8 protein-coding genes are annotated in these 6,707 nt (G+C 74.2%); 3 read left to right on the top strand and 5 right to left on the bottom strand.

Annotated features, from left to right (window positions below; translation table 11 throughout):
• Position 1: 1 nt before the first annotated feature.
• Both nadE and CITRIK5_RS10930 read right to left on the bottom strand, forming a co-directional pair.
• Positions 2-910: an ammonia-dependent NAD(+) synthetase gene (gene nadE / locus CITRIK5_RS10925; RefSeq protein WP_119217603.1), complete on the bottom strand. Its 909-nt coding sequence runs from the start codon at positions 908-910 to the stop codon at positions 2-4.
• Positions 911-968: 58 nt separating this feature from the next.
• Positions 969-1,412, bottom strand: coding sequence for a MarR family winged helix-turn-helix transcriptional regulator (locus CITRIK5_RS10930; RefSeq protein ID WP_036340247.1), 444 nt, complete (start codon positions 1,410-1,412; stop codon positions 969-971).
• A gap of 58 nt (positions 1,413-1,470) precedes the next feature.
• Here CITRIK5_RS10930 and pyrE point away from each other — a divergent pair, with 58 nt between their 5' ends.
• Positions 1,471-2,067 (top strand): orotate phosphoribosyltransferase, encoded by a 597-nt coding sequence (pyrE, locus tag CITRIK5_RS10935; protein ID WP_041103612.1) that lies wholly within the window; start codon positions 1,471-1,473, stop codon positions 2,065-2,067.
• Between the two features lie 28 nt (positions 2,068-2,095).
• Here pyrE and CITRIK5_RS10940 read toward each other — a convergent pair whose 3' ends face one another.
• On the bottom strand, positions 2,096-3,181 hold the full coding sequence (locus tag CITRIK5_RS10940) for a magnesium and cobalt transport protein CorA (RefSeq protein ID WP_119217951.1): 1,086 nt from the start codon (positions 3,179-3,181) through the stop codon (positions 2,096-2,098).
• 69 nt (positions 3,182-3,250) lie between these two features.
• Here CITRIK5_RS10940 and CITRIK5_RS10945 point away from each other — a divergent pair, with 69 nt between their 5' ends.
• The gene (locus CITRIK5_RS10945; RefSeq protein ID WP_020626754.1) at positions 3,251-3,619 is read left to right on the top strand and encodes a hypothetical protein; all 369 of its coding nucleotides are present in this window, start codon (positions 3,251-3,253) and stop codon (positions 3,617-3,619) included.
• Positions 3,583-4,308: an RNA methyltransferase gene (locus CITRIK5_RS10950; protein WP_123244203.1), complete on the top strand. Its 726-nt coding sequence runs from the start codon at positions 3,583-3,585 to the stop codon at positions 4,306-4,308. The genes CITRIK5_RS10945 and CITRIK5_RS10950 overlap by 37 nt, the downstream gene beginning before the upstream one ends.
• Before the next feature lie 121 nt (positions 4,309-4,429).
• Here CITRIK5_RS10950 and CITRIK5_RS10955 read toward each other — a convergent pair whose 3' ends face one another.
• Together CITRIK5_RS10955 and CITRIK5_RS10960 are read right to left on the bottom strand one after the other, a co-directional pair.
• Positions 4,430-5,326 (bottom strand): SMP-30/gluconolactonase/LRE family protein, encoded by an 897-nt coding sequence (locus CITRIK5_RS10955; protein WP_119217601.1) that lies wholly within the window; start codon positions 5,324-5,326, stop codon positions 4,430-4,432.
• Between the two features lie 51 nt (positions 5,327-5,377).
• On the bottom strand, positions 5,378-6,707 hold a 1,330-nt coding region (locus CITRIK5_RS10960; protein ID WP_159833638.1), incomplete at its 5' end, for a lipase family protein.

Below are 6,707 nucleotides of genomic sequence, written 5' to 3' on the forward strand. Positions count from 1 at the left end.
CTCAGCGCCACCAGTCGTCGTGGATCGTCACCGGCGTGGTGCGCTTGTGGCGGCTGCGGAGCCAGATGCCCTCGAGCTTCTCCGCGACCTCGGCGGGGACGTCCTTGCCCTCGAGGTAGTCGTCGATGTCCTCGTACGTCATCCCGAGTTCGGCCTCGTCCGTCTGGCCCGGCGTGCCGTCCAGCAGGTCCGCGGTGGGCACCTTGTTCCACAGGGGCTCGGGGGCTCCGAGTTCGCGGCCCAGCGCCCGCACCTGCCGCTTGTTCAGGCCGGCCAGCGGCAGGACGTCCGCGCCGCCGTCGCCGAACTTCGTGTAGAACCCGGTGACGGCCTCGGCCGCGTGGTCCGTGCCGATCACCAGCTGCCCGTGGGCGCCGGCCACCGCGTACTGGGCCGTCATGCGGATGCGGGCCTTCACGTTGCCCTGGTTGTAGTCCGAGATCGGCTCCCCCACGGCCTCAGCGAAGGCGGCGGCCAGACCCTGCACGGCCTCCGCGATGTTCAGGGTGACGTCCTGATCCGCACCCACGAAGTCCATGGCCGCCCGGGCATCCGCCTCGTCGTGCTGCACCTTGTAGGGCAGGCGCACGGCGGTGAACCGGGGGTTCTCGCGGGAGGGCACGACGTCGGCGCCCACCCCCGCCTCACCCGGCGGGGTGGTGTCGGGGCCGCCCAGGGCGACGGCGTCCGTGACGCCGAGCTGGGCGCGGCGACGCTCGACGGCGAGCTGGGCCAGCCGGCCGCCCACGGTGGAGTCCACGCCGCCGGAGATGCCCAGGACGAAGCCGGACGCGCCCGTGGCCGCGAGGTAGTCGACGAGGAAGGCCACGCGCCGTTCGACTTCGGCCGCCGGGTCGATCTCGGGGAGGACGCCCTGCTGGGCGATGATCCGCTGTTGGAGTTCACGCATGCCGGTCAGCGTAGGACCGGCCCCGCGCACGGGGACAGGGGCGGTCGGCGACGGCGGCTCACGCGTCCGGGTGCCCCAGATTGCGGGCGATGCGGCGCAGGACGCGGACGGCGTCGTCGATCTGGTCCCGCGGGACGTCCGCCGTCGCCTCGGCACGCAGGGCCTCGACCGCCTCACCGACGCGGGCGCCCGCGGTGCGGCCCGTGGCGGTGAGGGTGTAGAGGTCGCCCTCGACCGTCACCCAGCGGGACTCGACCAGCTCCTCGATCTGACCGGACACCGCGCCGCGCTGCTCCTCCTCGAAGCCGGCCTCGAGCTCGGCGCGGGACTGCGGGGCCACCGTGAGGGTGTTCAGAAACTGCCACTGGGCGCGGGTGAGGCCGTGCTCCTCGAGGCTCTCGGCCACGCGCGCCGCGATCAGGCCCTCGGTGAGGGTGAGCCAGTGCGCCAGGGGCAGGCCGGAGGGATGCTGGACGGCGTCGTCGTGCTGGATCTCGCTCATGGCCTGAGCCTAGCCAGTCCGGGACGGAAGCGGCAGGGGCGGTCGGGCCCGCACTAGCATGGGCGGCATGACCGACGCGCAGACCCCCACCGTCCCCACGCCCGAGCAGGACCGCGAGCGGCTCAAGCAGCTCATCCAGGATCTGGCTGTGGTGCACGGCCGGGTGACCCTGTCCTCCGGCAAGGAGGCGGACTACTACGTGGACCTGCGTCGGGTCACCCTGCACCACGAGGCCGCCCCGCTGATCGGCCGCGTGATGCTGCGCCTGCTCGAGGAGAACGGGATCGGGTGCGACGCGGTGGGCGGGCTGACCATGGGTGCGGACCCCGTGGCCACCGCGATGATGCACCAGGCCGGCGCCGCAGGCCGCGCGCTCGACGCCTTCGTGGTGCGCAAGGCGCAGAAGTCGTACGGCATGGGCCGGCAGGTGGAGGGCCCGGGCGTGGACGGTCGCCGCGTCGTCGTGCTGGAGGACACCTCGACGACGGGCGGCTCCGCGCTGACCGCCGTCGAGGGCGTGCGCAACGCCGGCGGCGACGTCCAGGCCGTGGCCGTGATCGTGGACCGTGCGACCGGCGCCGCCGAACGCGTGGCCGAGGAAGCGGGGGTGCCGTACCTGTACGCGTTCGGCAAGGACGAGCTCGGCCTCGACTGAGCCTCGGACGGCCCCGCGCGCCGCCCGCCTAGAGCCAGTCCGCGCGCTTGAACAGCACGAACAGCGTGAGGGCCACCGCCAGCATGAGTCCCAGGGCGAACGGATAGCCGAACGCCCAGTGCAGCTCGGGCATGCCGTCGAAGTTCATGCCGTACACCGAGCCCACCAGCTGCGGCGCGAAGATGATCGCCGCCCAGGACGAGATCTGCTTGACCTGCTCGTTCTGGGCGATCGACTGCTCGGCCAGCCGCTTCGAGGCCAGCGTCGAGTCCAGCTCGAGGGCGCTGTTGAGCATCTGGCGCATGGTCATCACGCGCTCGTTGATCTGGACGGCGTGGTCGTGGACGTCGCGCAGGCGGCGCAGGTTCTCCACCTCGAGACGCGCCTGCTCGCTGAGCTCCTCGTCCTCCCAGGCGTGGGCGTCGTCGCGCCGGGGCAGGCCGTCGGCGTCGAGGCGGCGGGTGTCCTCGTGCAGGCGGGTGCGCACCTCCTCCTGGAGCTGCTCCACGATGGACGGCAGCGCGCGGATGGCGTGCTGGAAGTTCAGCACCTCGCGGGAGAGCTCGTAGATGCGCCGGGAGACGTGCCCGTCGCCGGCGAAGACCTGGTCCTCGATCTCCGCGATGTCCTGTTCGAGGCCGTCGGCCACCGGGAAGTAGTCGTCCACGACCCGGTCCAGGATTTCCAGGGTGACCTGCCACGGCCCCATCGCGAGGCGCTCGCGGCCCTCCGTCTCCAGGGACCGTCGCACGGCGGCCAGGTCCGGCTCCTCCGCGTGACGCACCGTCACCACGTAGTGCTCACCGGTGAAGACGCTCAGCTCGCCGAACTCCACGGTCTCGGTGCGGTCGACGTAGCGGGCCGGGTGCAGGACCATGAACGAGTCCTCGCCGTAGCGGTCCAGCTTGGCGCGCTCGCCTCCGGCGAGGGCGTCCTCGACGGCGAGCGGGTGCAGGCGCAGCTCCTCCGCGACCGCTTGGAGCTCGGCCACGTCCGGGCGGTACAGGCCCAGCCAGGCCATGCCGCCGGTGCGCTCGCACTCCTCCCAGGTGTCCTCGAGGGTGGAGGGGGCGTGGACGCGCCGCCCGTCCACGTACACGGCGTTGTCGATCATGCTCACCCGGACATTCTCCCCGACGGCGGCCCCCGGCGGATTCCAGGATGCGCGCGCTACGGTGGCGCCATGAAGACTCCGCGTCATGCCCCGCCCGTCGTCCGCGACGGCAAGACCCTCCTCCCCGCCCACGCCGTCTCCACGGCCCCGGTCACCGCGTTCGGTCTGATCGGCGGCTACCTGACCGCCCGTGAGACCGGCATCCGCCCGCTCGGCGGCGTCGTGCTGGCCGCCGCCGGCCTGTACGCCGGGCGCACGTGGCTGGCCAAGCGTGGGCCCGCCGTCGCCGGTGGCCTGGCCGCCCTGTACCTCGGCGGCTTCGGCGCCTCCCACCCGCTGGCCAAGAAGATCGGTGCGTGGCCGGCGGTGCTCTCCGTGGCCGCGGTGTCCGCCGGGGCCGCCTGGGCCGCCGTCGACCGGTCCGAGGCCGGCCGCTGAGCGAGCCCGCGCCGGCCGAGGACGGCGCCGCGCCCCGCGAGGTCGGCGTCGGCCCGTGGACCGGCCCGTGGCCGGAGGACCCCCGCTACGACCCGGAGCTGCTCGCGCACGGCGACCGCCGCAACGTCCTCGACCGCTACCGCTATTGGCGCCTCGAGGCGATCGTCGCGGACCTCGACGCGCGGCGGCACCCGTTCCACGTCGCCATCGAGAACTGGCAGCACGACCTGAACATCGGCACCGTCGTGCGCACCGCCAACGCGTTCAACGCCGCCGGGGTGCACATCATCGGGCGGCGCCGCTGGAACCGGCGCGGCGCCATGGTCACCGACCGCTACCTGCACGTGCGCCACCACGAGACGGTGGCGGCGTTCACGGAGTGGGCGGCGGGGGAGGGGCTGCCCGTGCTCGGCGTGGACCTGTTCCCCGAGTCGGTGCCGGTGGAGACCTTCGACTTCCCGCGTGCCTGCGTGCTCGTCTTCGGGCAGGAGGGGCCGGGACTCTCGGCGGAGGTGCGGGCGGCGTCGAGCGCGGTGTTGTCCATCGCGCAGTACGGCTCCACCCGCTCGATCAACGCGGGCGTGGCCGCCGGCATCGCGATGCACGCGTGGATCCGGCAGCACGCGGCGTCCCCTGAGTCCGGCGCGAGCCAGACGATTCCAGGCGCGAGCCAGACGATTCCGCGCTGAAAGGAGCCTTTGGGCCGCAGATTCGTCTGGCTCGCGGCGCAGGACCGCGCCGACGACGCGGGACCGCGCCGACGACGCAGGACGACGCAGGACGACGCGCGGTATCGGGCGCGGAGCGCCGTCAGCCCGCGAAGGGACGGGCCGGCAGGCCCGTCACCCCCGGACGGACGGCGAACAGGGCCCCGGCCAGCGGGTCCTCGCCGCGCTCCATGTTCTCCCAGGAGGTGGTGATGTAGAGGGTGCCGAGGTCGTCGCCGCCGAAGGTGCAGGCCGTGGTCTTCTGCACGGGCACCTCGATCACCTCGTCGAGCGCCCCCTCGGGCGTGTACCGGTGGATCTGCCCGTGGCTGATCACGGCCACCCAGATCCCGCCCTCGGCGTCCACGGTGAGTCCGTCCGGCTTGCCCTCGCCGTCGAGCACGTCCACGAGCACGCGGCGGTTCGTCAGGCCCTCCTCGCGGGAGTAGTCGAACACGGCCACCTGCCGCGTGGGGGTGTCGTTGTAGTAGGCCCGTGTGCCGTCCGGGCTCCACTCGAGGCCGTTGGACGTCGTCGCGCCGGTCAGCACGACGTCCACCTCGCCGGCGCCGCCGTCGGGCCCGGGGGCGAGCCGGTAGAGGTTCGCGGCGCCGGGGGTCTTGGCGTACGCCATGGTGCCGCAGTGGAACCGGCCGTCCGGGTCGCAGCCGCCCTCGTTCATGCGGATCCCGGCGTCCGCGCCCCACAGCTCGGGCAGCGTCGTCAGCTCGCCCTCGGGCGAGATCAGGGCGAAGCCCCGCTCCACCGCGACGACGGCGCCACCCCCCGCACGCGGGCGCAGCGCGGCGGCCACGTCGCCGACGTGCGTGCGGTCCACCGTCCCGTCGGTGCGCAGGGACAGGACGTCCCCGGCGAGCATGTCCACCCAGCGCAGGCCGCCGCCGGCGGTCACGCCCTCGGCGGCGCTGCCCCACGAGGCGGCCCAGACGGGGCCCTCGCCGTGGTAGGCGATGGGATCGGTGACCTGCTCGGCGCGCATGACTGCTCCTTCGGTGGGCGGGACGGTCCTGGCCCCGACGCTAGCCGAGGCTCAGAACCACCCGCACGAGTCGGCGGTCCAGCGGTCGGCGAGGGTCGCGTCCAGGAACGCCCCCATCCGCGGCAGCGAGGCCACGTGGCCGCCCACGTGGGTCGGGGTGAGGAGCGGGTCGAAACGCACCCGCGCGCCCTCCGCGCACCAGCGGCGGCCCAGGTCGCGGCCGGTGCGGTACGGGATGACGTCGTCCGTGACGGAGTGCGCGATCATCACCGGCACATCCGGACGGCGGCCCGGTGCGCCGATCCGCTGCTCGGCGAGGATCCCGGCCAGCTCGGCATCGGAGCGGACGAGCTCAGGGAAGTCCTGCCCCGTGTGGGTCAGTGTGGCGGAGTCGAGGTGCGCGTAGGCGAGGCTGCCCACCATGCAGGTCTCGGCCGCGCCGGCGAGGGCCGTCAGGCCGGTCTCGTTGAGATGCGTGGCCGGGTCCACGTCGTACGCGGCGAGCTGCCCGGCCATCGCGTAGAGCAGGAAGGCCGCGTAGAGACCGCCGTCGATCCGGCCCGCGACCTGCACGAGGTCGGCCGGCGGGGCGCCCGCGTAGGCGCCCTTGAGGTCCAGCTCCGGGGCGTAGTCGGGCGCGAGCTCGGCGGCGGCCGCGGCCGCCCCGCCGCCCTGTGAGTAGCCCGCGAGCGCGACCGGCGCGGTCGCGGTGACGCCCGACCCCGACACCTGGGCGGCCGCGCGCACCGCGTCGAGGACGGCGTGCGCCTGGGCCTCCCGGACCATGTAGGTGTGCGCGCCCGGGGTGCCCAGGCCCTCGTAGTCGGTGACCACCACGGCGTGGCCGCGGCTCAGCAGGGACGTGATCCCGACGCCCTCGTACTGCACGCCGGTGGAGAGGGTGCGGGACGGGGCGCAGCGGTCCGCCGCCCCCTGGGTCCCCACTGCGTAGCTGATCACGGGGCGCTCGCCGCCGCCCGTCCACGGGGCGGTGGGGGTCAGCACGGTGCCGGTCACGGCGATGGGTCGGCCCTGGGCGTCCTGCGAGGCGTACATGATGCGCGTGGCGTGCGCCGGCACCTGCACCAGCCGCACCGGGTCCAGGTAGAAGGCGGTGGGCTCGGTGCGGATCAGGGCGCCGGGGGTCGCGGGCACGACGGTGGGCGGCAGGTAGAAGGGGTCGTCGGCCGAGGCGGCCGCCAGGGCGTCCCGGGCCGCGTTCCAGCGGGCGTCCTCGGCCGCCGTGGCCGGCTGCGAGAGGTCCTCGACGGCGGAGCTCACCTCCGGCGCGTCCGGGGCAGGGGCGGACTCCTGGGCCAGGGCAGCGTGCGGCGCGCCGAACCCGGCGACGACAGCCAGGGCGGCGGCCAGGGCGAGGGGG

The organism is Micrococcus sp. 116 (assembly GCF_902506395.1).
GTDB classification, from domain to species: Bacteria; Actinomycetota; Actinomycetes; order Actinomycetales; family Micrococcaceae; genus Micrococcus; species Micrococcus luteus.

Bases quoted from the DNA above. Each gene is read 5' to 3' on its own strand.
- CITRIK5_RS10955 (WP_119217601.1), bottom strand. From the start codon at position 5,326: ATGCGCGCCGAGCAGGTCACCGATCCCATCGCCTACCACGGCGAGGGC.
- pyrE (WP_041103612.1), top strand. From the start codon at position 1,471: ATGGGCGGCATGACCGACGCGCAGACCCCCACCGTCCCCACGCCCGAG.
- CITRIK5_RS10945 (WP_020626754.1), top strand. From the start codon at position 3,251: ATGAAGACTCCGCGTCATGCCCCGCCCGTCGTCCGCGACGGCAAGACC.
- nadE (WP_119217603.1), bottom strand. From the start codon at position 910: ATGCGTGAACTCCAACAGCGGATCATCGCCCAGCAGGGCGTCCTCCCC.
- CITRIK5_RS10940 (WP_119217951.1), bottom strand. From the start codon at position 3,181: ATGATCGACAACGCCGTGTACGTGGACGGGCGGCGCGTCCACGCCCCC.
- CITRIK5_RS10930 (WP_036340247.1), bottom strand. From the start codon at position 1,412: ATGAGCGAGATCCAGCACGACGACGCCGTCCAGCATCCCTCCGGCCTG.